We start from the raw sequence: 24,147 nt of genomic DNA, 5'->3' as shown, positions 1-24,147 counted from the left end.
CTGCTCTCCTAAACGCTTGTCTCGACGCCGTGACGCACGACGCGTTTTTCCAGGTCACCGCCCAGCCAGTACGACAGGTCGGCCGGACGATCGATTTGCCAGGCGACAAAGTCCGCGACCTTGCCGGCTTCCAGCGAACCGTGGGTGTCGGCCATGCCCAGCGCGGTGGCGGCGTGAATCGTTGCACCGGCCAGGGCTTCTTCCGGGGTCATGCGGAAACAGGTGCAGGCCATGTTCAGCATCAAGCGCAACGACAGCGCCGGCGAGGTGCCAGGGTTGAGGTCACTGGCGATGGCGATTTTCACCCCGTGCTTGCGCAGGGCTTCCATGGGCGGCAACTGGGTTTCCCGCAGGAAGTAGAACGCGCCTGGCAGCAGCACCGCGACGGTTCCGGACTTGGCCATGGCGATGGCGTCGTCCTCGGTCATGAACTCCAGGTGATCGGCCGACAGTGCGTGATAACGCGCCGCCAGGCTCGAACCGTGCAGCGATGACAGTTGTTCGGCGTGCAGCTTCACCGGCAAACCGAGTTCCTGTGCGGTGATGAACACACGCTCGACCTGCGCCGGCGAGAACGCCAGGTATTCGCAGAAGGCGTCCACCGCGTCCACCAGTCCTTCGGCAGCAAGGGCCGGGAGCATGTCGGCGCAGATGTGATCGATGTAGTCATCGGCGCGATCAGCATATTCCGGCGGCAAGGCGTGGGCGGCAAGGCAGGTGCTGCGCACGCTCACCGGCAGTTCGGCGCCGAGGCGGCGGATCACGCGAAGGATTTTACGTTCGCTGACCAGGTCGAGGCCGTAGCCGGATTTCATTTCGACCGTGGTCACGCCGTCGCGCATCAGGCTTTTCAGACGCTTGGCGGCGCTGGCGAACAGTTCGTCTTCGGTCGCCGCGCGGGTGGCGCGCACGGTGCTGGCGATGCCACCACCGGCCGCGGCGATTTCCGCGTAGCTGATGCCTTGCAGACGCTGTTCGAATTCACCGCTGCGGTTACCGCCAAACACCGTGTGGGTGTGGCAGTCGATCAGGCCCGGAGTCACCCAGGCCCCTTTAAGATCATTGACTGCCGGGTACTCGCCCGCCGGCAGTTCAGCGCGCGGGCCGATCCACTCAATGAGCGCACCTGACGTCACGATGGCCGCGTCCTCGATAATCGAGTAGACGCCTTGCGCCATGGTTGCGACGTGGCAGTGTTGCCAGAGAGTTTTCATCCCGAGTCTCCATCAAATTCAAAATCGAATCGCGAGCAGGCTTGCTCCCACAGGGTTTACGCAATCCACTGTGGGAGCGAGCCTGCTCGCGAAGGGGCCGTTACAGGCTCGGCAGCAACTTCGCCGTGATCAACTCGTTCAGGCAACGCGATGCCAACAACTCGGTCGCGGCATTGATGTCCGGCGCAAAGAAGCGGTCCTTCTCGTAGAACGGCACTTCGTTACGCAGAATCGCCCGCGCCTTTTCCAGTGTCGGCGAGGTTTTCAGACCATTGCGCAAGTCCAGGCCCTGCACCGCCGCCAGCCATTCCACTGCCAGCACACCGCGGGTGTTTTCTGCCATTTCCCACAGACGCTTGCCCGCCGCCGGAGCCATGGACACGTGGTCTTCCTGGTTGGCCGAAGTTGGCAGGCTGTCCACCGAATGCGGATGCGCCAGGGCCTTGTTCTCGCTGGCCAGTGCCGCTGCCGTCACCTGGGCGATCATGAAGCCGGAGTTCACGCCGCCATTGGCCACCAGGAACGGCGGCAGTTGCGACATGTGCTTGTCCATCATCAGCGAGATACGGCGCTCGCTCAGGGAGCCGATTTCCGCGATGGCCAGCGCCATGTTGTCAGCAGCCATGGCCACCGGTTCGGCGTGGAAGTTACCGCCGGAAATCACGTCGCCTTCAGCGGCGAACACCAGCGGGTTATCCGACACGGCGTTGGCTTCGACGGCCAACACTTCGGCAGCCTGACGGAACTGAGTCAGGCAGGCGCCCATGACTTGTGGCTGGCAGCGCAGGGAGTATGGGTCCTGAACCTTTTCGCAGTTTTCGTGCGAATCGGACACTTCGCTGCGTTCGCCCAGCAAATCACGGTATGCGGCAGCGGCGTCGATCTGGCCTTTCTGGCCACGAGCAGCGTGGATGCGCGCGTCGAACGGCGAGCGCGAGCCCAGCACCGCTTCAACGGTCAGCGCACCCAGTGCTACGGCGCCAGCGAACAGGTCTTCACCTTCAAACAAACCGCGCAATGCATAAGCGGTAGAAACCTGAGTGCCGTTGAGCAGCGCCAGGCCTTCTTTCGCAGCCAGGGTCAGCGGGGTCAGACCAGCGACTTTCAGCGCTTCGGTGGCTTCCATCCACTCGCCTTTGTAGCGAGCCTTGCCTTCACCCAGCAGCACCAGCGACATGTGGGCCAACGGCGCCAAATCGCCGGAAGCACCGACCGAGCCTTTCAGTGGAATGTGCGGGTAAACCTCGGCGTTGATCAGGGCGATCAGCGCGTCGATGACCACGCGACGAATACCGGAAAAACCACGGCTCAAGCTGTTGACCTTGAGCACCATGACCAGGCGCACCAGCGCGTCGCTGATCGGCTCGCCGACACCGGCGGCGTGGGACAACACCAGCGAGCGCTGGAGGTTTTCCAGGTCTTCGCTGGCGATGCGGGTCGAGGCCAGCAGGCCGAAACCGGTGTTGATGCCGTAGGCGGTGCGGTTCTCGGCGAGGATCTGTTCCACGCAGGCAACGCTGGCCTCGATCTGCGCCGAGGCGCTGTGGTCGAGGGTGATTTTGACCGGTTGCTGATACACATCACGCAGTTGGGCAAGGCTCAGTTGGCCGGGAATCAAATTAAGCGCAGTCACATCATTCTCCTTTTGAGAGTTTTTATTAACTAACCAGACGCTCCGGAAATTTCCGTTGTCCGTCGCTTCCCGACTTTTTGAGAGGGGCTGGCGCCTTGGCACGCTGGTGTTGTGGATTTCAGTTCAGGTTCGGTACAGCGTTGTGCAGCAAATTCTGTTCTTTCAATACCGCGGCGGCCGCAGCGATGTCCGGCGCCAGCCAGCGGTCCTGATCATAAGCAGGAACACGCTCGCGCAGCAGACGCCACGCCGCATCGGTGCCCGCGCCAAAGCGTTGCTCTTTCAAGAATTCAAACGCCTGGGCCGCCAGCAAGTACTCGATGGCGAGGATCTGCGTGCAGTTTTCCAGCGCACGATGCAGCTTCAGCGCGGCGTTGGTGCCCAGGCTCAAGTGGTCTTCCTGCAGGCCGGACGTGACGTAATTGTCGAGCACGGCCGGTTGCGCCAATTGACGGTTTTCCGCGCACAGGGAAGCGGCGACGTACTGGACGATCATCATCCCGGAGTTGACGCCCGGGTTGGCCACCAGAAACGCCGGCAGACCGCTGACGTGCGGGTTGATCAGGCGATCGAGGCGACGCTCGGCGATGGAGCCGATTTCAGCCATGGCGATGGCCAGCAAGTCCGCCGCCATCGCTACGGACTGGCCGTGCGGATTGGCTTGGGAAACGACGCGATAGTTGTCCGGCGTGCCCAGCACCAATGGGTTATCGGTGGCACCGTTGAGTTCGTTTTCAATCTGTTGAGTCGCGTGAACCAGTTGGTCACGGGCAGCGCCGTGGACCTGCGGGATCGAGCGAATGCTCAAGGCGTCCTGGGTGCGAATGCCTTTGCTGCTGGCGATCACTTCACTGCCATCGAGCACGGCGCGCAGGTTGATGCCGACTTGCTGCATGCCTGGGTGCGGTTTGAGCGCGATGATCTCGGCATCGAACGCGTCGATCTGACCGCGCTGGGCTTCGAAACTCATGGCGCCGATCACGTCGGCCCACTGCAGCAAATGCGCGGCGTCGGCAATCGCCAGGCAGCTGAGGCCGGTCATGCACGGCGTACCGTTGACCAGGCACAAACCGTCCTTGGCGCCGAGCTTGACCGGTTGCAGGCCTTCTTCGGCCAGGGCTTGCTGAGCGGAAACGATCTGCCCGCGATAGCTGACATTGCCGACGCCCAGCAGCGCGATGCCGATGTGCGCCATGTGCGTCAGGTAGCCGACGGAACCCTGGGACGGCACTTGCGGGGTGATGCCACGGTTGAGCAGCGCCAGCAGGGCTTCGACCACCTGGCGGTGCAGGCCGGATTTACCGTGGCTGTAGTTGACGACGGCGGCGCACATGATGGCGCGCGTCTGCTCGTTGGTCAGCGGCGCCCCCACGCCACAGGCGTGGCTGAGCAGGGTGTTGCGCGACAACTGACTGAGTTGTTCATCTTGCAGGGACACGTTGCACAACGCGCCCAGCCCGGTGTTGATGCCATAGGCACGCTCGCCGCTGGTGACGATGCGCTGGACGATGCCCTGGGCGTTTTCAATGCGTGCCCAGACCGGCGCCGACAGCTCAAGCTGCGCGCCATGACGGGCGACGGCGACCACATCCTGCCAGCGGACCTGCGCTTCAGTGATAACGATTTTTTCAGCCTGGGACATCTTTGACCTCAACTGTATTTCTTCAATTTTGATGCAGCTCCACCGCCGCCTTCGCGAGCAGGCTCGCTCCCACAGGGGTACGCATTCCAATGTGGGAGCGAGCCTGCTCGCGAAGGGGCCAGCACAGTCACCGCAAATCTCTTAAACCACCGCAGCCCGACGCTGCACGAACCGGTCGACATACTCATCCGCCGGCGAATGCAGGATCTCGCGCGGGGTGCCGACCTGAATCAGGCGGCCGTCCTTGAGGATCGCGATGCGGTTGCCGATGCGCACGGCCTCGTCGAGGTCGTGGGTGATGAAGACGATGGTCTTGTGCAGGGTCTTTTGCAGTTCCAGCAACTGGTCCTGCATCTCGGCGCGAATCAACGGGTCGAGGGCGCTGAACGCTTCGTCCATCAGGATGATGTCGGTGTCTGCGGCCAAGGCGCGGGCCAGGCCCACACGCTGACGCATGCCGCCGGAGAGCTGATGCGGGTATTTGTTTTCGTAGCCCTTGAGGCCGACTGTGTTGATCCAGTGCAACGCACGCTCAGAGCACATTTGCTTGCTCTCGCCGCGCACTTTCAGGCCGTAGGCGACGTTATCCACCACGGTCTTGTGCGGCAGCAGGCCGAAGCTCTGGAACACCATGCTGATCTTGTGCCGGCGAAATTCGCGCAGGGCTTCCATGTCGTATTGCAGGATGTCCACGCCGTCCACCAGGATCGCGCCGCTGGTCGGATCGATCAGGCGATTGAAGTGGCGCACCAGGGTCGATTTGCCCGAACCCGACAGGCCCATGATCACGAAGATCTCGCCAGTGCCGATGCTCAGGGACAGATCGTTCACGCCGACCACGCAGCCGGTTTCGGACAGCACCTGGTCTTTGGTCTTGCCCTGGCCAATCATCGCCAGCGCATCCTTGGAACGGTTGCCGAAAATCTTGAAGACGTTTTTGACTTCGATCTTGCTCACGGTCGCGTTGTTCATTTGCTCACCTCATGCCGTGCCCGACCGTACGCCTGAGTAATGCGGTCGATCACCACAGCCAGAATCACGATCGCCAGACCGGCTTCCAGGCCACGTCCGACGTTGAGGGTCTGAATCCCCACCAGTACGTCTTCGCCCAAGCCACGGGCACCGATCATCGAGGCAATCACCACCATTGACAGCGCCATCATCGTCGTCTGGTTGATCCCGGCCATGATGCTCGGCAACGCCAGGGGCAATTGCACGCCAAACAGTTGCTGCCAGCGGTTCGCACCGAAGGCGTTGATTGCTTCCATCACTTCACCGTCTACCTGGCGAATGCCCAGGTCGGTCAAGCGAATCAGCGGGGGAGCGGCGTAGATCACGGTGGCGAAAATCGCCGGAACCTTGCCCAGGCCAAACAGCATCAGCACCGGGATCAGGTACACGAAGCTCGGCATGGTCTGCATGATGTCCAGCAACGGCATCAAGATCGAACGCAGGCGATTGCTGCGCGCCGAGAGAATGCCCAGCGGAATGCCGATCAGCACCGAAATGATCGTCGCGACCATCATCAGCGCCAGGGTTTGCATCAGCTTGTCCCAGAGGCCGACCGCACCCACCAGGAACAACAAGCCGACAATCACGGCCGTGGTCACGACTTTGCGCGTGGCGTGCCAGGCTATGCCTGCGACGATGGCGAGCATCAGCCACCAGGGCGCCGCACGCAGCAGGCCTTCAAGGTTGACGATGGCCCACAGCAGCGTGTCAGAGATCTGCCGGAACACGTCGCCGTAGTTGGTGACCAGCGCATCGACCCAACCGTTGACCCAGTCGGCGATGGAAAAGGTAAAGCTTTCGGGAAACATAAGAGACTCTCAATCAAGGGGTTGCGATCAAGCGTCCGACTGCCGCTACCGGCAGTCGGAGAGGCTCAACCTACAAGGCCGCGTCGATTTTCTTGGCTGCGTCTTCGCTCACCCATGCGTGCCAGACTTCAGGATGTTCCTTCAAGAAGATCTTGGCCAGTTTTGGCGACTCGATCCGCTCTTTGGTCATGCGTCCAAGGTTCTGGTTGAGGATGTCGATTGGCACGTTGACCTTTTCCAGCACGGCCACCAGTTCCGGGGCTTGCTCGTGGAAAGTCTTGGACAGGCCGACCTTGATGGTCACGGTCTTGTTCACGCCTGGTTTCTCTTCAAGTTTCACCGCGTCGATCTGGCCCATCAGCGGGGTTGGCGACCAGTAGTAGAACAGGATCGGCTCGCCACGCTTGTAGCTCGACAGCACGGCCGCATCCAGCGCCGGGCCGGTGCCTGGGCGGAAGTTGGTGTAGGTGCTTTCCAGGCCGTAGCTCTTCAGCATTTCGCTGTTGTCCAGCTCGCAGGTCCAGCCGGCCGGGCAGTTGTAGAAACGACCCTTGGAGGGCTCTTCGGCGTCCTTGAATATCGCCGAGTATTTGCCCAGATCGGCAATGTTTTTCAGGTCAGGAGCCTTGGCTTCCAGCTTGCGCTTGGCATCGCCTTCGATGACGTAACGCGGCACGTACCAGCCTTCGATTGCGCCCACCACAGGTGCGCCGACACCGACGACTTTGCCGGCCTTCTCGGCCTTGTTCCAGACTTCGCTGCGGCCGACCCACTCTTCGGCAAACACCTGGATGTCGTTGCTGCTCAGGGCGTTTTCCATGGTGATGGAGTTACCCGGCAGGCTGTCGGTCTTGCAGTCGTAGCCTTTCTCCAACACGACTTGCATCACGTCGGTCAGCAGCATCGCGCTTTCCCAGTTCAGGCCGGCAAATTTCACCGGTTTGCCCGACTCGCACCAACCAGCAGCCTGAGTGGCGCCAGCACTGGCCAGCAGGCCCATGGAAAGTAATGTGGTCAGCAGGGTCTTGTTCGATTTCATTGTTGTGACGCTCCTAATCATGAATTGGCTTACGGCAGTCAAGAGGCATCCAGCCCTGTCCACGTCCAATCAGGCCTGCGTCGCAACGCGACCGGTCCCGCTTGTTTTAGGTTGTACAACGCTGTCCTGCTCGACCGGCAGAATCAGTTGATCGGGCACGGTGCCGTGCCATTTTTTCGCACACACGTAATACAGGGCTGCGGGAATCACCAGACCGATGATCCAGGAAATATCCACATCACCCAGGGCCGCCACCAGCGGACCGGTATAGAACTTGGTGGAGATGAACGGCAGCTGCACCAGCACACCGAAGACATAGACGCTGATACCGAGGGCGTTCCAACGGCCGTAGCGACCTTTTGGATCGGCCAGCGCCGGCACGTCATAGCGCTCGCGGGTGATGCAGTAGTAGTCCACCAGGTTGATCGCGCTCCATGGCGTGAAGAACGCCAGCAGGAACAGGATGAAGGACTTGAACGCACCGAGGAACGAGTGCTGGCCGAGCAACGCCATCAGGGTCGCCGCACCGACGATCACCAGCACGAAGACCAGACGCTGCAAGCGCGATACTTTCAGGTCACCACGGAAGCCGCTGATGATGGTCGCAATGCACATGAAGCTGCCGTAGGAGTTCAGCGTGGAGATGGTGACCTTGCCGAACGCGATGCTGAAATACAGCAGCGCAGCGGTGGCACCGGTACCGCCCAGACCGACGATATAGGCGACTTCGTGGCCGGCGAATTGGCCGTTGGCCGATGCGGCAGCGAACACGCCGAGGACCATCGCCACTTGTGCGCCAATGACCGAACCTGCGCCTGCGGCAAAGAAAGTTTTCACCGAGGAAGTCTTGCTCGGCAGGTAGCGCGAGTAGTCAGCCACATAAGGGCCGAAGGCGATCTGCCAGGACGCCGCGAGCGATACCGCGAGCAAGAAACTGCTCCAGCTGAAGTGGCGGATTTGCAACAGTGCGCCCACATCGACCTGGCTCATCAGACGGCTGAACAGATAAACAAAGGCAATCACGCCAATGACACTGGCAACACGGCCGATCCAATGGATCACCCGATAACCGAGCACCGTGACCAGCACGATGACACTGGCGAAGATCAGAATGCCGACGCTGTCGCTGACGTCAAACAACTGGCCCAGCGCCTGACCGGAAAGCACGGTACCCGTTGCGGTGAAGCCGAGGTACATCAGGCAGACCAGCACGATCGGGATGGCCGCGCCATACACGCCGAACTGTACCCGGCTGGAAATCATCTGCGGCAGACCCAGCTTGGGCCCTTGCGCCGCATGCAACGCCATGACCCCGCCGCCCAGCAGTTGACCGATCAACAGACCGATCAACGACCAGAACACGTCACCGCCCAGCACCACGGCCAGGGCCCCGGTGACAATCGCGGTGATTTGCAGGTTGGCACCCATCCACAGGGTGAACTGGCTAAATAGACGACCGTGTCTTTCCGCTTCCGGGATGTAGTCGATCGAGCGCTTCTCGATCAACGGTTTGTTGCCTGCACGTTCGCTGACAGCCATGGTTCAACCTCTGTGGATTGTTATGGGAATAACCGATTTCTGTTGTTGGCACTTGTGGGAGCGAGCCTGCTCGCGAAGAGGTCATCACATCCAGCATCGATGTTGATTGACCCACCGCATTCGCGAGCAGGCTCGCTCCCACAGGTCTTGTTTTTATTTGCCAGTAATCATCGGCAGGTTCAGCCCTTGTTCCTTGGCGCAGTCGATCGCGATCTGATAACCCGCATCGGCGTGACGCATGACACCGGTCGCCGGGTCGTTGTGCAGTACGCGAGCAATACGCTCGGCCGCTTCGTCAGTACCATCGCAGACAATCACCATGCCCGAGTGCTGGGAGAAGCCCATGCCGACGCCGCCGCCGTGGTGCAGGGAAACCCAGGTCGCGCCGCTCGCCGTGTTCAGCAGAGCGTTGAGCAGTGGCCAGTCGGACACGGCATCGGAACCGTCCTGCATCGATTCGGTTTCGCGGTTCGGGCTGGCGACCGAACCGGAGTCCAGGTGGTCACGACCGATCACGATGGGCGCGGACAATTCACCGCTGCGCACCATTTCGTTGAACGCCAGGCCCAGCTTGGCGCGCAGGCCCAGACCAACCCAGCAGATACGCGCCGGCAAACCCTGGAAGCTGATGCGCTCGCGGGCCATGTCCAGCCAGTTGTGCAGGTGGGCGTCGTCCGGGATCAGCTCTTTAACTTTGGCGTCGGTCTTGTAAATGTCTTCGGCGTTGCCGGAGAGTGCAGCCCAACGGAATGGGCCGATGCCGCGGCAGAACAGTGGACGGATATAGGCCGGTACGAAGCCTGGGAAGTCGAATGCGTTTTCCACGCCTTCTTCCTGGGCCATCTGACGGATGTTGTTGCCGTAGTCGAAGGTCGGGATGCCCATTTTCTGGAAATCCAGCATCGCTTTAACGTGTACGGCCATCGATTGCTTGGCGGCTTTGACCACGGCAGCAGGCTCGGTCTTGGCGCGAGCGCGGTACTCTTCCCAGGTCCAGCCGGCCGGCAGGTAACCGTTGAGCGGGTCGTGGGCGCTGGTCTGGTCGGTGACCATGTCCGGGCGTACGCCACGACGAACCAGTTCCGGCAGGATTTCAGCGGCGTTACCCAGCAGCGCGATGGAAATCGCCTTGCCTTCTTTGGTGTATTTTTCGATGCGGGCCAGCGCGTCGTCGAGGTCTTTGGCCTGCTCGTCGACGTAGCGGCTGTTCAAGCGGAAATCGATGCTGACCTGCTGGCATTCGATGTTCAGCGAGCAAGCGCCAGCCAGGGTAGCGGCCAGAGGTTGAGCGCCGCCCATGCCGCCCAGACCAGCGGTCAGGACCCAACGACCTTTCAGGTCATCGTTGTAGTGTTGGCGACCGGCTTCGACGAAAGTTTCGTAGGTGCCCTGAACGATGCCCTGGCTGCCGATGTAGATCCAGCTGCCGGCGGTCATCTGGCCGTACATGGCCAGGCCTTTGGCGTCGAGCTCGTTGAAGTGTTCCCAGCTCGCCCAGTGTGGCACCAGGTTGGAGTTGGCGATCAGCACGCGCGGTGCATTGGTGTGGGTCTTGAACACGCCGACTGGCTTGCCGGATTGCACCAGCAGGGTCTCGTCGTCGTTCAGGTTGGTCAGGCTTTCGACGATCTTGTCGTAGCATTCCCAGTTACGTGCTGCACGACCGATACCACCGTAAACCACCAGTTCTTTAGGGTTCTCGGCGACTTCCGGGTCGAGGTTGTTCATCAGCATGCGCAGCGGCGCTTCGGTCAGCCAGCTCTTGGCGGTCAGCTTGTTACCGCGTGCGGCACGGATTTCAACATCACGAAATTTAGTCACGAAAAGAACTCCTCAGCAATCAATCCAAAACCAACCCAGGCAGTGGGCGAGCAAGCCGATGGGCATCAGTGCACACCGGCGAATCAGTGGACGACGGTTGAGCCTTCGTGACTCATACGCATACGTCTTTACTTGTACATACAAGCATATGCAATCAAGCGGCCAACTTGTTGGATGGGTGTTCAAGAAAAGTTTTGGAGGGGCTGGGAGGCTTGTAGATCAAGGGTTTTGGCGGAGATGAAATTTTTCGGGGGGATTTTTGCGAAAGGGTGGTGGCTGTTACTTGAGCGAGGTTTTGCGCCACGTTGGGGCGTTCGGTAACAAGATGGTGCGCAATGGGGAACAGGAGGAGCGACCGCTTTTGTGGCGAGGGGGCTTGCCCCCGTTGGGTGGCGTAGCCGCCCCCGATGTTCGCATTAAATTTTGCGGCTGCTGCGCAGCCGAACGGGGGCAAGCCCCCTCGCCACAGTGGATCAGTGGAGGGGTTGAATCAGTTTGCTGTCAGCTCAATCACGCAGCAGGCGCCGTTGCTCGAGACTTCCAGCAAGCCAGTGTTACCGTCCAGTTGCAGGCAATCATGGCGACCGAGTTGCGAAGCGCTGTTACCGGCATTCACTTCCAATGCGTCGGCAATACTGAACACCAGCACCGTACCCGCCGAACTGAAAAACCGCTGCTCACCCGCCAGCCACTGCAACCGCGCGCTGTAACGCTGCGGCGCATAAATCAGGTTGAAGTCGCGGATCGGCCCGCCGAGCAATGTGCAGGACACTTCGCTCTCACCACTGAAGGCAAACGGGTGCAGCGGTAACAACGGATGCGTGTCCTGGCCATCGACCCGCAAGGTCATGCCGTCACCTTGCAGCACGGTGATGACCCGCTCGTAACCGGTGAACGTCGAGAAGCCGCCCGACTCGCCGATGTCGGCAATCGACAGGCGCCAGCCGAAACCCTCAAGGCCAACGCCCGCATCGCGGGTGATTTCTTCAGTGCTGCCGCCGCCGTTTTTCCAGGGCATGCGTGGGTAATCGATGGCGCGTAAAACCTTGGATTTCATTTATGGCTCTCTATTTATGAAACCGACCTTCCAGACGATGACGGGAACCGGGGTGGATCAAACGGGCGGCGGTCACTGGCTGTCGGCCGGACCAGGTGCGGCGACGAATCAGCAGGCACGGCTCGCCCTTTTCAATCTGCAGCAATTTGCACTCGGACGCCTCGGCCAGAATCGCCTCGACCACGTGCTCGCCTTCAGTCAGCGGCGCGACCTGATTCAGGTAGGCGTAAGGCGTTTGCAGGGTGAAATCCTGCTTGAGGTATTCCGGGGCGACCAGCGCGTTGACGAAACGGTCTTCGATTTGCACCGGGATATCGTTTTCGAAATGCACGATCAGCGAGTGGAAAACCTTCTGCCCTTCGCGCATATCGAGCGCCAAAGCGCGCTCGGAGCCGGCGGCCTCTTCTTCAAGGGTGATCACCTTGCAGGTATGGCGATGGCCACGGGAGGCGATTTCGTCGGCGATGTTGTGCACTTCAAACAGCGCGGACTGGCTTTTTGGCTCGGCGACGAACGTGCCCACGCCTTGCATGCGCACCAACAGACCGTCGGCGGTCATCTCGCGCAGGGCACGGTTGATGGTCATGCGGCTGAAACCCAACTGGCTGACCAGCTCGCTTTCCGACGGAACGCGGTAGTGCGGCGGCCAGTTTCCACTGTCGATTTGCTGGGTGATCATCTGTTTGACGCGGGCGTACAAGGGCGCCGGACTGTCGCCCATGTTCGCGGCCAACGGTGACACTTGGGGCGGAGTCGGCACGGTTAATCCCTGTTCATTTGATAGAGGTTGCTAGCTTGCCGGAGTTTACCGAGCAGGCAAACGTCTGTATATGTATATACAAATAACACACGATGGGGTGCTGAACCATGTCCGCCTTCTTTGCCGAACGCGCGCTGCTGCCTAGTGGATGGGCCAACAATGTACGTCTTGAGGTCAGCGCCGAGGGCGTTTTGACCCATATCCAGGCCGATTCCCATGCAGATGGCGCCGAACGGCTAAGCGGTCCGCTGCTGCCGGGTATGCCGAATCTGCACTCCCATGCCTTCCAGCGGGCGATGGCCGGCTTGGCGGAAGTCGCGGGTAATCCGAACGACAGTTTCTGGACCTGGCGCGATTTGATGTATCGCCTCGTCGGAAAAATCAGCCCGGACCAACTCGGCGTGATCGCCCGTCAGCTGTACATCGAAATGCTCAAGGCCGGTTACACCTCGGTCGCGGAATTTCATTACGTGCACCACGACACCAACGGCCAGACTTACGCAGACCCGGCTGAACTGGCACTGCGCATCAGCCAGGCCGCCCGCTCCGCCGGTATCGGCCTGACCCTGCTGCCGGTGCTCTACAGCCATTCCGGATTCGGTGGCCAGACACCCAACGAAGGCCAGCGCCGCTTTATCAACAGCACCGAAAACTACCTGAAACTTCAGTCGCGCTTGCAGCCGATCCTGGCGCAGCAACCGGCGCAGTCGCTGGGCTTGTGCTTCCACTCGTTGCGCGCAGTCACACCACAACAGATCAGCGAAGTGCTGGCCGCCAGCGACAAGCAATGCCCGGTGCACATTCACATTGCCGAACAGCAGAAGGAAGTCGACGACTGCCTGACCTGGAGCGGTCGTCGTCCGCTGCAATGGCTGTACGAAAACACCGAAGTCGATCAGCGCTGGTGCCTGGTTCACGCCACTCACGCCAATGCCGAAGAAGTCACGCTGATGGCCAAGAGTCGCGCCATTGCCGGTTTGTGCCTGACCACCGAAGCCAACCTTGGCGACGGGATTTTCCCGGCGGTGGATTTCCTCGCTCAGGGCGGACGCATGGGCATCGGCTCCGACAGCCATGTGTCGTTGAGCGTGGTGGAAGAATTGCGCTGGCTGGAATACGGCCAGCGTCTGCGCGATCAGCGGCGTAATCGTTTGTATGGCGCGGAGCAGCCGATGGTCGGTCGCACACTGTACGACGCAGCACTGGATGGCGGCGCTCAGGCGCTGGGTCAGCCGATTGGCGCATTGGAAGTCGGTAAGCGTGCGGATTGGCTGGTGCTGGACGGTAACGATCCGTACCTGGCGACGGCCAGTGGCGACGGGATTCTGAATCGTTGGTTGTTTGCCGGTGGTGATCGTCAGGTTCGCGATGTGCTGGTCAATGGCCAGTGGGTCGTGCGTGACGGGCGTCATGCCGCGGAAGAAGAAAGCAATCGCGCGTTCACCCAAGTCCTGCGCGACCTCCTGGGCTAACCCCAAACAACTGTGGGAGCGAGCCTGCTCGCGAAGGGGCCATCAGATTCAACAGAGATGTTGACTGACAGTCCGCCTTCGCGAGCAGGCTCGCTCCCACACTTGCTATGCGCTAACCGTCAGTTCGAGGTCTTGGCCATCTGCGTATCCGTCGCACGCCAGATAAGCCGCGTGGTGTCGTAACCCTGCTGACGCGCCTTGCTCAGCAATTCCTCTCGCACTACGCCATTGACCTTCGGAGTCCGCGACAGCAGCCACAGGTACTTGCGACTCGGGTCACCCACAATGGCCGTCTTGTAGTCATCGCTGACGTACAACACCCAGTATTCGCCCTTCGCCGTACCGGGCAGCAGACGAGAAAACCAGGTATCGAACTCGACCCACAGCTTGTCGAATTTACCCGACACCTGTGGATAAGCCGTGCCCTTGACCTCTTCCCACTGCCACTGCGGCGTCAGGCAGCGGTTCAACACCGCCATGTTGCCGTCAGGCTTGAGGCTGTAATGGGCTTCGGACTGCGCGCAGTCGCGCTGGAAGTACATCGGCAGGCGAGCCAACTCGTACCAGGTCCCCTGATAACGCTTGAGGTTGACGCTGTTGACAGTTTTTGGCGCCAACGAATCATGGCCAGAAGTGGCGCAGCCAGCCAATACCAGGCCGGCAAAAAGTACGAGTAATAACCGCTTCATTGTTTTTCTCCCGTGGGCGCAACGCCCCGGTTTACTTCAGGCCTTGGCCGGAAAACATCAATACTTTGTCACCGGCGTACTGCACGCTGATAAAGCTGTTTTTGTCGCCCCAGGTGCAGCTGGACATGCCGAGCGCGCCCGAGCAATCAGCAGGTTTACCCAACAACGTTTCGACCTCGGCCTTAGGCATGCCGGTCGACAGTTTCGAGTAGTTTTCCTGATTGACCTTGCTGCATGCGGCCAACAACACGCAGAACGAGAGCAAGGCGAGAGATCGCAACGACATGGTGAAACTCCTGGAGCGAAGGGGAATGGCATGGCTGCCAAGCTGAAGCTTAGAAGAGAAAACCCCCATCTGGTTCCCCGACCGCGACGCTATTTATCAGGCCACTCGTCTGCCTTTTTTCGAAAAATCAGCCACTTTCTTGCGCCATTGCGTCATTCGTCAGTTTTTGCACAAAGGTGCCTAATCTTTGGCGCTGGCCAGTCGACATAGAAGCAGCGTAAAGCCCTCGACTGTGGCGAATTGACGCCCCTCGCTGATCAGCCCCTCCGCGGTAGTGCACTTAATGACCAGAAACATGAAATTCAGCCACAAGATCTTGCTGGCAGCCGCCCTCGTGGTCGCCGTCGCGTTCGCCTGCTTTATCCTGTTCAACGACTACCGCCAGCGCCAGACCCTGCGCAGCAGTACCGAATCCTCGATGCAGGAACTCGGCAGCCTGACCACCAGCAACATCCAGACCTGGCTGGAAAGCCGTATCCAGTTGCTGCAATCGTTATCCCAGCAGATCGCCGTGGATGGCAGCGCACCCGCCAGCCTGAAACGCGCCATCGACCTGCCGGCCTACACCAGCAACTTCCAGCTGAGCTATTTCGGCGGCACTGACGGTGTGATGTTCTCGATCCCGGCCGGCAATCGGGCTGCCGACTACGATCCTCGCGCCCGTGGCTGGTACAAGGCCGCCAACAGCGCGCAACAGACCATCGTCACCGAACCGTACATCGCCGCGTCTTCGGGCAAACTGGTGATCACCGTCGCCACGCCCGTGAAGAATCAGGGCCAGATGATCGGCGTTGCCGGTGCGGACATCGACTTGTCCAGCGTCAGCGCGATCATCAACTCGCTGAACTTCGGCGGCCACGGCCATGCGTTTATCGTCAGCGCCGACGGCAAGATCCTGATCCACCCGGACAGCAAACTGGTGCTCAAAGGACTGGCCGACGCCTATCCGAACGGCGCGCCGAAAGTCAGCCCGGGCCTGAAAGAAGTCGAGTTCGACGGCAAGACCCAGTTCATCTCCTTTACCCACGTCAACGGCGTGCCGTCGGCGGACTGGTACGTGGCACTGGTGCTGGATCAGGACACCGCGTTCTCGATGCTCAGTGAATTCCGCACCTCGGCGATCATCGCCATGGTCATCGCCGTGGTGATCATCATCGCGTTGCTGGGCATGCTGATCAGCTTCCTGATGCAGCCGCTGCTGACCATGGGCCGCGCGATGCATGACATCGCCGAAGGTGAAGGTGACCTGACCAAACGCCTGACCATCCACGGCCAGGACGAATTCGGCGCACTGGGCACCTCGTTCAACCGTTTTGTAGAGCGTATTCACACCTCGATTCGCGAAGTGTCCTCGGCCACCGGCCAGGTCAACGAAGTGGCCCTACGTGTGGTGGCGGCTTCCAACTCTTCGATGTTCAACTCCGACCAGCAAGCTTCGCGCACCAGCAGCGTGGCTGCAGCGATCAACCAACTGGGCGCCGCCGCCCAGGAAATCGCCCAGAACGCCGCCCTCGCCTCGCAACACTCCAGCGATGCCCGGGCCCTGGCTGAAGACGGTCAGCAAGTGGTGGATAAAACCATCGCGGCGATGCAGCAGCTGTCGGCGAAGATCAGCGATTCGTGCGGCAACATCGAAACGCTCAACAGCAACACCGTGAACATCGGGCAGATTCTGGAAGTGATCACCAGCATCTCCCAGCAAACCAACTTGCTGGCCCTGAACGCGGCCATCGAAGCGGCCCGTGCCGGTGAAGCCGGTCGTGGTTTTGCCGTGGTGGCGGACGAGGTGCGCAACCTCGCCCACCGCACTCAGGATTCGGCGCAGCAAGTGCAGAAGATGATCGAGGAGCTGCAAGTCGGCGCCCGTGAAGCGGTCATCACCATGACCGACAGCCAGCGCCAGAGCGAAAGCAGCGTCGGCATCGCCAACCAGGCCGGTGAGCGCCTGGGTAGCGTGACGCAGCGCATTGGTGAAATCGACGGGATGAACCAGTCGGTGGCGACGGCGACGGAAGAGCAGACCGCTGTGGTGGAGTCGATCAACGTCGACATCACCGAGATCAACACCTTGAACCAGGAAGGGGTGGAGAACTTGCAGTCGACCTTGCGTGCGTGTGCGGATCTTGAGCAGCAGGCGGCGCGGTTGAAGCAGCTGGTTGGCAGCTTCCGGATCTAAGTTGCTTTTCAGGGCCCCTTCGCGAGCAGGCTCGCTCCCACATTTGATTTGTGTCGTTCACAAATCCAATGTGGGAGCGAGCCTGCTCGCGAAGACGGCATCAGCCGTAATGAAACTCTAGAACCTGGACCCGGGCTTCGAAAGAAACGCCAACTCCTCAGCCGTCGACTCCCTTCCCGACACCGCATTGCGATGCGGAAACCGTCCAAACCGCGCAATCACGTCCCGATGCCGCTCGGCATAATCCAGGTAATCGCTGAACAGCGCCCGATCGATCTCTGGTTGTTGCGCCACCAATTCGATGTAGCGCGAGACGCCTTCATTCTGCACTGCGAGGTTTTCGCTGTGCTCGAACACCAGATAGATGAACACACGCTGAATCGGCAGCAACTGCTGATCAAAATCCGCAGCAATGCCTTGCGCCACCAGTGCCTGAGCCCTGAAGTCGCCGGAAAAGGATTTGGGAGTGTCGCGATAGATCATTCGCGGGAGTTGATCGAGCAGCAGCACCAGAGCCAGCCAACCTTCAGGGCGTTGCGCCCAGTCAGTCAATCCGCCGGCCAGTGCCTGCTCGACCCAGTCCCCGAAACGCGTTTGCGCTTCGAGGTCCTGGCTGTCGCGCTTGCCGAACCATAACTTGCCCTTGGCGGCCGCTGTTTCTTTCGCTGATCCGGAAGTTCCGAACCACCAATCGAGCAACGGCTGCCATGGCGCGGTCATGGTTTAGGCCTTGTGGTAAGCCGTGACGCGTTCGACTTCTTCTTTCGAACCGAGGAACACCGCGACACGCTGGTGCAGGCCGTCCGGCTTGATGTCGAGGATGCGCTGATGGCCATCGGTGGAAGCGCCGCCAGCCTGTTCAACCAGGAACGACATCGGGTTGGCTTCGTACATCAGGCGCAGTTTGCCCGGCTTCGATGGCTCGCGGCTGTCGCGCGGGTACATGAACAGACCGCCACGGGTCAGGATGCGGTGCACGTCCGCGACCATCGCGGCGACCCAACGCATGTTGTAGTTCTTTTTCAGCGGGCCTTCTTCGCCAGCCAGCAGTTCGCCGACGTAACGTTGTACCGGGGCTTCCCAGTGACGCTGGTTGGAGGCGTTGATCGCGAATTCCTGAGTGGAGGTCGGGATCTTGATGTCTTCGTGAGTCAGTACGAAGCTGCCCATTTCACGGTCCAGGGTGAAGCCTTTTACGCCATCACCCAGGGTCAGGATCAGCATGGTCTGTGGACCGTAGATCGCGTAACCGGCAGCCACTTGCTCGGTGCCTGGCTGCAGGAAAGCCTTTTCGTTCAAAGGCTCGTTCTGGCTCAGGTATTCGTTCGGGCAACGCAGCACCGAGAAAATCGTACCGACCGGCGCGTTGATGTCGATGTTCGACGAACCGTCCAGCGGGTCGAATACCAGCAGGTACGCACCTTTCGGGTACTTGCCCGGGATCTGGTAGGCATTGTCCATTTCTTCGGACGCCATGCCGGCCAGGTGACCGCCCCATTCGTTGGCTTCGAGCAGGATCTCGTTGGAGATCACGTCGAGTTTCTTCTGCACTTCACCTTGGACGTTTTCAGTGCCCATGCTGCCCAGAACACCACCGAGGGCGCCTTTGGACACGGCGTGGTTGATCTCTTTGCAAGCACGCGCCACCACTTCGATCAGGAAACGCAGATCGGCAGGGGTGTTGTTGCTACGGGTCTGCTCAATCAAATAGCGACTCAGGGTAACGCGGGACATGGAAGGCTCCGGTGGAATGGGGGGCTAAAAACCCGCGCAGTTTAACGCGAGTCGAGGCGCATTTCCTCCTATCAGACGTGATACGCCCAAGAGAGTTCATGTGCCGGTTTGAGCGTAGTTCGAAACGGGGCGGATGTAGACCGGCGGCAGGGGGCAGTTTCAAGGTATTTGGCGTTTTGAAGATCGCTTTCGCGAGCAGGTTCGCTCCCACAATGGATCTCCAATGTTCACAGGATCAGTGTGGGAGCGAGCCTGCTCGCGAATGGCGCGTAGCGCCAGCCATTCTCAGTGTGAGGCCGGGGGCTTGCGCAGCAAGCTGAACGCCATCGCCGCCAGGAACAGCACACTCAGCAACAACACCGCCCACAGCCCGAATTTCTTCCAGTTTGTACCCGCCGTCGCCGTCGTGGTCACCGTCGAAGTCGACGTCACCACTGCCCCGCCGTCCACCGTTGCCTTGCCCAAGCTCGCCAGTTTCTGCGCGCTGTAATCCGGGATCAGCGTCGACAGCGGCAAGCTCGCCGCTTTCACTGTCGCATTGCCCAGCGCCAGCGTGTAAGGCCCGGGGCCACGTGCCAGGAACACCAATTGCGTCGAACGCACGGCGAACTTCAGCGTCGGTGCTTCGGCTCCCAAGCCACCACCGCGCTCATCCACCACCAACTTCAACTGCTGCACAGTCTGCCCCGGCAACTGCAATTCGTTCTGCACCACGTCCTGGCCATTCTGGGTCAAGCGATACAGCAAACCGCTGCCCAGCGGCTGCCACGGCAAGCTGCTCTCGCGGCGACCCGACAACGCCACCGGCGCCAGACTGTTGGGCTGACTCAGCTCGACCTGCACCCGTTCGACATTCAGCCCCATCGGCAACTGCCAAGTGTATTCACCGGCCTTCGCGCTGCTGCCGGCCAACGGTTGCGACCAGACCAACGGCAGCGGCAGGCTGCGGGTGCTGGCGCTTTCCAGCTGCGCCGAGGTCAGCGCTGGCGCCGATTGCGGCGAATTCCACAGCAAGCGCAAATAACGCGCCGATTGCCCCGGCAGCCCGACTTCATGCTGCTCGACCCGTTCGTCGGCAAACGTCAGCCGTGCGACCTGCCCTTCGCCCCACGACTGCCAATGCTGCAAGTCGTCGCTGGCCTCGATGGAAAAACGCTGGAAGCCGTCACGCTCGCTGGTCCAGTCGAGGACCAATTGCTGCAGCGGCGCCTTGATGCCGCTGGCATCGAGCAACCAGCCGCGCAGGACTTCTTCGCCCGCTTCCAATTGGCTGGACGGCTGTACTTCGACCAGCGTGCCGTTGGCACTCGATTGCACTCGCACGCTGGGCGCGCGCTCGGTGGAATCCGCCGAGTTGTACAACGGGAACCACTTCACGTCGGTCAGCGTGCGATTTTCGCGGGTCTGGGCCGACTCGCGCGCCAAGGCATACCCCTGAACCTGACCGGCGGCGTTGAACACACGCACATCACTCAGGTCGGTTTGCCGCGCATTCAACTGCACGCTCAACGGCAATTCGAGTCGATACCACGGGCCGTCGCCGCTCACGGACAACGGCACTTGAGTGGTGAAATCCGCCGGTTGCTCCTGGGCACCGACAGACAGCGATACACCCAGCGCCACCGCGCCCAACCAGCCCAGGTTCTGCTTCTGACTCAAGACGACACTCCTTCGGTTTCCGGGGCCGGTTTTTCAGACTCCGGCACAGCCTCGACGCGTTTGGGCGGCAGCGGCGCGAAATAGCCCACCACCAGCAGCAACACGCCTACGCCGATAAACGACACGATCCGCGCGAGCCCGCCGCGGTTACTCAATTCGACAAAGAACAGCTTGGCCACCACCACGCCAATCAACGCCGCACCGATCAGCCAGACCTCGCGACGATGGCGCAAATGGCCGCCGATCATCAGGCTCAGCGCCATCAGGGTCCAGACGATGGACAGCCCGGCCTGCACCAGCATCGAGTCCAGCAAGGCATCGAATTCGAACGGCACACCGCCCCAATGGTGCGCGGTGCGCATCACCAACGCGGTGAAGAACACGAACAGCGAAACCCCGGCGATCAACTGCGTGGCGTGCTCGGCGTAGTCCTTGCGAATCCCCAGCTGTGTCACCGCGCTGCGCGACCAGACGTAGACGCCGAACAGCGCAAACAGCAGGCCCAACTCCAGCGGGTTGATCAGCGGCACATACGGCAGCGGTTCGGCGGTGCCGTCGCTGACCACGTTCGCCAGCCAGAACCAGCCGAGCATCAGCAACGCCAACGGTGCGGCCGCATACAGTCGGTACTCGCGGGGATACGCCGACACCGGCCACGGCCAAGTACGCGGCGCCGCCATCAGCACCAGGTACAGACTCGGCAGAATCGCCCAGCCCAACCAGCGCCAGGCGTTGTACTGCTCGGACAACAACAGCAAGCCGTAACGCAGTTCCAACGCCAGCACGCCGATCAACAACCAGCAACCGAGCACATGCGCGGTGCTGACCGCGCGCGCCAGCAACATCGGCGCCAGTCGTTTCAGCGAGACGAAATGCACGACGAACACCGCTGCCCAGGCCAACCCGCCAAAACTGGCCGCCGGGTGGTAACGCGAATGCCACGCCGCCAGCAACACCACGCCCGCCACTGGTATCAGCAAGGTGCAGAGCAAACCCAGCGAAGACCATTTCAAGCGCAGTGCCAACAGCGTCCACAGCGCCACGCTGATAGCCGCGACTGCCAGCAACATCGGCGCTTGCAAGTTCACCGGCGCAAAGCGCAGCACTTCACTGACCCACGCCAGCGCCCACCAGCCCGCGCCCCACACCAGCAGCACTTCGGACAAACGCTGCAGGCTCAACACATCGAACGCCGAAGCATGGTTGCCCAATTGCAATCGCCAGGCCCCGACCAGCGCCGCCAAACCCAGTACCAACGGCGTCCAGAAACCGCTGTGCGCCAGCGGCTTCAGCCCCTCGCTGGCCAACGGTCCAAGCAGGTCCGGCCCGGCAAACAGGAACGCCGCGCCGCCAATCACCTGCAACAGCAAACCGAAGACAAAACTCACGCGCTGCTTCAGATACAGGCTCAACCAGATGATGAACAAACCACTGGCCGCCCACACCGCGCTCGCGGTCTGCCATGGCAGCACGAACAGCACCGCGAGATTGATCAGCACCAGGCCGGCCAGCAACACCACCGACAAGCCGCGCAACAACCGCACGTCGCTGCGCACCATCTCGTCGCGCGCAGCCAGCAGCATGCCGGCGATCAACGCCAGGCCGATCAGCGAGGCACTGAGCAAACCGCTCCAGCCGGCACTGAATACCGCCGCAGATTCACCGCCAGCACCTTGCAGGCGCAGCAGAAACAACGCGCCCCCGAGTAATTGCACCGCAAACGCGGTGAACAGGAACGTGCGCGATTGCAGGCGCAGCCCCACAAACAACGTCGCCAGACCGGCCAGCGCCCAGCTGATCGCCGTACCGTGGGTGAAGAAAAACAACGGCGCCAGCAGGTAAAGAAACGTCAGGCCGAGGCTAGCCAGAACCGGCAGCCCTTTGCGTTCCCATTGCGCCGTGTGCTCCGGCGAGGCTTGGCGCAATTGGTAGAAGCTGAACAGCAACGCCACGCCGAGCATCAACGCGCCCAACGGTGCGCCGTCGAGCAGGCTGCTTTCGCCGATCCGCAGTTCGCTGAGAAACGCCAGCGCCGAGCCCAATTGCAGCAGCAAGGCAAAGGCCCTGGCCAAAGGACGTTGCTGACGCAGACCGAGCCAGAAAATCCCGGCACCTTCGACGGCCCAGGCAGCAGACGTCCAGCGCGCATCGAGCCCCAACGGGATCGCCAGGCTGGCGAAGATCACGCCCAGCGCCAGACAGGTTTCCGCCAGCAATAACGCGCGCCCGCCCATCAGCAAACGGGCCAGGCCCATGTAGATCATGCCCAGCGCCAATGCGCTGAACGCGGCGGCAAACTCAAGGTGCTGGACCAGCGCGAACTGCAAGCCGAAGCCCACCAGCGGCGGGCCAAACAGCATCGTCCCGTCGACGTAATCACCTTTGCGCGCCGACCAGCGCAGCAGTGCCTCGCGACTGTCGTCCTCGGGCGCATCGCTCATTTCCAGCAACTTGCGCCGGGCGAACAACAGGCCGATGGCCAGGTACATCAGGAAAAACAGGATCAGGAACGGCTCGGTGCTCCACAGCAACTCTGGCGTGTAGGAACGCAGACCCCAAACGAAACCGATGCCGAACGTGCCGACAAAACCGATCAGGTTGAGCAAACGCCAGGCCTTGAACCAGGCAATGGCGAGGATGCCGGCGTTGAGCAAGGCAAAGTAGCTGAACAGCGCGACATGGTTGCCGGCGCCAGTGGACGTGAGAATCGGCGCAGCAAAACCGCCCAGCGCGGCGGCGCAAGCCAGCGCCAGGGAATCCTGGGTAATCGCCAGAATGGCCGAGAACACCGTCACCGCCACCAACAAGCCGAGCGCCGCCGTTGGATCAAGCAGCGGATGCAAACGCATGGCGGCGAACACCGTCAGGTACAGCACGGCAATGCCGGTGCCTTGCAGCATCAACGCGTAATTCGTGTTGCGATGACGCAGCCACCAGCCCAGACCGAGCAGCCCCAATGCGGCCGCCGCAACCCCGGCGTAACGCAGCTCAATCGGCACCACCATGCCTTCGGTCGCGTAACGCAGCAGAAAGGCCAGACCGAGGAACAACAGCACCACGCCGACCCGCAGCACGGTGTTGCCACCGAACAGCCAGGCGCGGGCACCGCTGATGGCGCGATCGATGAAGTTGGGGCCGCGCGGGATGGCAGGTTCGCGGACAACTGGCTCGGGTTTCCAGACATCGGCCGGCAGTGGCTGACTGGTTTCAGTCGCCGCAGCGGTGGTCGGTTCGAGTTCGGCAGGGAGGTCCCAGATTAGCTCAGGGGTTTCGGCAGGGATTTCGTCGAGGGTAAATTCAGGAGGTGCAACGGACTTGCTGGCGATCGGTTCGCTGGTTTCCGGCGCGTTGACGCCAGACACTTCGAGCAAGGCCAGACGTTGCTGCACGGCATTCAGCGCAACTTGCGTTTGCTGCAGAAGAAGGTGCTGCTCGGCCGCTTTTGTACCCAAACGGGCGATGTGAATGGCTTGGCCAATACCCAAGCCGAGCAACGCGCCCAATAGCGCATCACTGAATGACTCGTCGAGTATCCAGCCAAGCACCAGCCCAATCAGCATGAAAATCCATTGCATGGTCGATATCCCTAAGCGGCCCCGCGATGGG

Annotated in this window: 18 protein-coding genes; 2 read left to right on the top strand and 16 right to left on the bottom strand. The window is 61.0% G+C overall.

What is annotated here, in order from left to right; genetic code table 11:
* Positions 1–8 precede the first annotated feature (8 nt).
* The 10 genes from hutI to hutC all read right to left on the bottom strand — a co-directional run bounded on the left by hutI (position 9) and on the right by hutC (position 12,486).
* The gene (gene hutI, locus AC07N8_RS24800) at positions 9–1,214 is read right to left on the bottom strand and encodes an imidazolonepropionase (protein WP_493146111.1); all 1,206 of its coding nucleotides are present in this window, start codon (positions 1,212–1,214) and stop codon (positions 9–11) included.
* Between the two features lie 100 nt (positions 1,215–1,314).
* Positions 1,315–2,847 (bottom strand): histidine ammonia-lyase, encoded by a 1,533-nt coding sequence (gene hutH / locus AC07N8_RS24795; RefSeq protein ID WP_483840977.1) that lies wholly within the window; start codon positions 2,845–2,847, stop codon positions 1,315–1,317.
* A 118-nt stretch (positions 2,848–2,965) separates the two neighbouring features.
* Positions 2,966–4,489 carry a histidine ammonia-lyase gene (gene hutH, locus AC07N8_RS24790; RefSeq protein WP_483840976.1) on the bottom strand — a complete coding sequence of 508 codons (1,524 nt, stop codon included), beginning with the start codon at positions 4,487–4,489 and terminating at the stop codon, positions 2,966–2,968.
* A 141-nt stretch (positions 4,490–4,630) separates the two neighbouring features.
* Positions 4,631–5,461, bottom strand: coding sequence for a quaternary amine ABC transporter ATP-binding protein (locus AC07N8_RS24785; RefSeq protein WP_007948989.1), 831 nt, complete (start codon positions 5,459–5,461; stop codon positions 4,631–4,633).
* Positions 5,458–6,309: an ABC transporter permease gene (locus tag AC07N8_RS24780; RefSeq protein ID WP_483840975.1), complete on the bottom strand. Its 852-nt coding sequence runs from the start codon at positions 6,307–6,309 to the stop codon at positions 5,458–5,460. The genes AC07N8_RS24785 and AC07N8_RS24780 overlap by 4 nt, the downstream gene beginning before the upstream one ends.
* A 70-nt stretch (positions 6,310–6,379) precedes the next feature.
* Positions 6,380–7,348, bottom strand: coding sequence for an ABC transporter substrate-binding protein (locus AC07N8_RS24775; protein ID WP_493146114.1), 969 nt, complete (start codon positions 7,346–7,348; stop codon positions 6,380–6,382).
* A gap of 69 nt (positions 7,349–7,417) precedes the next feature.
* Positions 7,418–8,887: a purine-cytosine permease family protein gene (locus tag AC07N8_RS24770; protein ID WP_493146116.1), complete on the bottom strand. Its 1,470-nt coding sequence runs from the start codon at positions 8,885–8,887 to the stop codon at positions 7,418–7,420.
* Between the two features lie 153 nt (positions 8,888–9,040).
* Entirely contained in the window at positions 9,041–10,708 is a 1,668-nt protein-coding gene (hutU, locus tag AC07N8_RS24765; RefSeq protein WP_483840972.1) for a urocanate hydratase, read from the bottom strand.
* Positions 10,709–11,198: 490 nt separating this feature from the next.
* A complete protein-coding gene (locus AC07N8_RS24760; RefSeq protein ID WP_493146119.1) occupies positions 11,199–11,765 on the bottom strand; it encodes a HutD/Ves family protein in 567 nt (188 codons plus the stop codon).
* Positions 11,766–11,775: 10 nt separating this feature from the next.
* Positions 11,776–12,486 carry a histidine utilization transcriptional repressor HutC gene (gene hutC, locus AC07N8_RS24755; protein WP_172825957.1) on the bottom strand — a complete coding sequence of 237 codons (711 nt, stop codon included), beginning with the start codon at positions 12,484–12,486 and terminating at the stop codon, positions 11,776–11,778.
* A gap of 146 nt (positions 12,487–12,632) precedes the next feature.
* Here hutC and AC07N8_RS24750 point away from each other — a divergent pair, with 146 nt between their 5' ends.
* Positions 12,633–13,997 (top strand): formimidoylglutamate deiminase, encoded by a 1,365-nt coding sequence (locus tag AC07N8_RS24750; RefSeq protein WP_493146121.1) that lies wholly within the window; start codon positions 12,633–12,635, stop codon positions 13,995–13,997.
* Between the two features lie 119 nt (positions 13,998–14,116).
* On the opposite strand, the gene AC07N8_RS24745 is transcribed toward AC07N8_RS24750, so the two are convergent.
* Together AC07N8_RS24745 and AC07N8_RS24740 are read right to left on the bottom strand one after the other, a co-directional pair.
* Positions 14,117–14,686 (bottom strand): lipocalin family protein, encoded by a 570-nt coding sequence (locus AC07N8_RS24745; protein ID WP_493146123.1) that lies wholly within the window; start codon positions 14,684–14,686, stop codon positions 14,117–14,119.
* Positions 14,687–14,717: 31 nt separating this feature from the next.
* On the bottom strand, positions 14,718–14,972 hold the full coding sequence (locus tag AC07N8_RS24740) for a hypothetical protein (RefSeq protein WP_007949003.1): 255 nt from the start codon (positions 14,970–14,972) through the stop codon (positions 14,718–14,720).
* A 283-nt stretch (positions 14,973–15,255) separates the two neighbouring features.
* On the opposite strand from AC07N8_RS24740, the gene AC07N8_RS24735 reads away from it, so the two are divergent.
* Positions 15,256–17,148, top strand: coding sequence for a methyl-accepting chemotaxis protein (locus tag AC07N8_RS24735; protein WP_493146125.1), 1,893 nt, complete (start codon positions 15,256–15,258; stop codon positions 17,146–17,148).
* A 117-nt stretch (positions 17,149–17,265) separates the two neighbouring features.
* On the opposite strand, the gene AC07N8_RS24730 is transcribed toward AC07N8_RS24735, so the two are convergent.
* The 4 genes from AC07N8_RS24730 to AC07N8_RS24715 all read right to left on the bottom strand — a co-directional run bounded on the left by AC07N8_RS24730 (position 17,266) and on the right by AC07N8_RS24715 (position 24,116).
* The gene (locus tag AC07N8_RS24730; RefSeq protein ID WP_493146127.1) at positions 17,266–17,868 is read right to left on the bottom strand and encodes a DUF924 family protein; all 603 of its coding nucleotides are present in this window, start codon (positions 17,866–17,868) and stop codon (positions 17,266–17,268) included.
* Positions 17,869–17,871: 3 nt separating this feature from the next.
* Positions 17,872–18,882, bottom strand: a complete 1,011-nt coding sequence (locus tag AC07N8_RS24725) for a class 1 fructose-bisphosphatase (protein ID WP_059181786.1) — start codon at positions 18,880–18,882, stop codon at positions 17,872–17,874.
* Positions 18,883–19,167: 285 nt separating this feature from the next.
* A complete protein-coding gene (locus AC07N8_RS24720; RefSeq protein ID WP_483840967.1) occupies positions 19,168–20,541 on the bottom strand; it encodes a DUF3999 domain-containing protein in 1,374 nt (457 codons plus the stop codon).
* On the bottom strand, positions 20,538–24,116 hold the full coding sequence (locus tag AC07N8_RS24715) for a DUF2339 domain-containing protein (protein WP_493146130.1): 3,579 nt from the start codon (positions 24,114–24,116) through the stop codon (positions 20,538–20,540). Before AC07N8_RS24715 ends, AC07N8_RS24720 begins: the two co-directional genes overlap by 4 nt.
* Between the last annotated feature and the right edge of the window lie 31 nt (positions 24,117–24,147).

This window comes from Pseudomonas sp. GW821-FHT10C09 (assembly GCF_059415465.1).
This window is presented reverse-complemented; position numbering and strand designations above follow the sequence as displayed.